At 78.6% G+C, this 1,350-nt stretch carries 2 protein-coding genes; both read left to right on the top strand.

The features are described 5' to 3' along the window. The first annotated feature begins 53 nt into the window (after positions 1-53). Positions 54-512 carry a DUF6668 family protein gene (locus tag AOJ26_RS40570; RefSeq protein ID WP_053853333.1) on the top strand — a complete coding sequence of 153 codons (459 nt, stop codon included), beginning with the start codon at positions 54-56 and terminating at the stop codon, positions 510-512. Next, positions 509-1,350: amidase family protein (locus AOJ26_RS44805; RefSeq protein WP_267889458.1), on the top strand; the 842-nt coding region annotated here is incomplete at its 3' end. The genes AOJ26_RS40570 and AOJ26_RS44805, both read left to right, overlap by 4 nt.

Below are 1,350 nucleotides of genomic sequence, written 5' to 3'. Positions count from 1 at the left end.
GGCGGGAGCGGGGCGCGGACGGGCGAACCGACGTGCGGCGAGAGGCGGAGAGCGTGCAGCAGGGGCCGGAGATCTGGATCCGCGGGCCGGTGGCCCCGGCCGGGAGGCGGTTCGCGTGGGTCGGCACGCACGGCGGCGCCGGCGTCTCCACCCTGGCCGCCGTCTACGGCGGTCACGACTGCGGACGCGACTGGCCCGGTCCCGGTGCCCCCGCATCCGTCCTGCTCGTCGCCCGTACGCACGCCGCGGGGCTGCACGCCGCCCGCCGGGCCCTGGAACTGTTCCGGCGCGGGGAGCACCCGTCGGGGCTCGACCTCGACGCCGTCGTGCTCGTCGCGGACGCTCCCGGCCGGCTTCCGCGCCCGCTCGCCCAGCAGGTCAAGGAGATCGAGTCCGCGGTCGACGTGTACCGCGTGCCCTGGGTCGGCGCGTGGCGCCTCGGCGACCTGGACGGGACGCCGCCGCGCGGGACCGAGGCACTGGCCCGGCTCACCCGGGCCGGCAGCTCGTGACGGCCACCGCCGCCCGGTCCGCCACGGATCTGGCGGCGGCGGTGCGTGCGCGCTCGCTGCGGGCCGTCGACGCCGTCGCCCACGCCCTGGAGCGGATCCGGCGCGTGGACCGGGAGCTGTGCGCGTTCGCCGAGGTGTGGGAGGAGGAGGCACTGCGGCGGGCGCGCGAGATCGACGTCCGCGTCGACGCCGGTGAGCGGCTGCCCCTCGCCGGGGTGCCGATCGGGGTGAAGGGGCGGCACGGGCTGCACGGTGCGGCACCGCTCCTCGCCGCCGGGTGCGTGCCCGTGGGCGCCACCTCGGTGCCCGGTCCCGGAACCGCCTGGCAGACATGGGGGCTCGGCGCCCACGGCCGTACCGTCAACCCCTGGCGCGCCGACCGCACCCCCGGCGGATCCTCGGCGGGCTCCGCGGCCGCGGTGGCCGCGGGACTGGTCCCGATGGCGACGGGGAGCGACGGGGCGGGGTCGGTGCGGATCCCGGCGGCCTGGTGCGGGGTGATCGGCCTCAAGGTCACCAACTCCGGACACGGGGACGCCGACCGTGCGCACACCGGTGCCGGCCGTGCACAGACCGATGTCGGTGGTGGCGACACCGGTGCCGGTGGTGCGGGCGCCCGTGCTGCCTCGGCCGGCTCCGGCCGACCCGCGCCTCACCGTCCGGGCCTCACCGCCCCCGGCGTCCTCGTCCGCCATGCCTGTGACGCGCTCGCCTACTGGCACGCGGTCTCGGGCGGCGACAGGGACGGGGACGGAGTCAGCCGCCGTGACGGACGCGGCCCGGAGGCGTCCCCCGCCCTCGCCGCCACCGCCCTCTGGTCCCCCGACCTCGGCTTCGC

It is taken from the genome of Streptomyces sp. NRRL B-24085 (genome assembly GCF_001282115.1).
Classification (GTDB): domain Bacteria; phylum Actinomycetota; class Actinomycetes; order Streptomycetales; family Streptomycetaceae; genus Streptomyces.
Note: the sequence above shows the minus strand (reverse complement) of the source record. Positions and strands in the feature narration are given on the sequence as shown.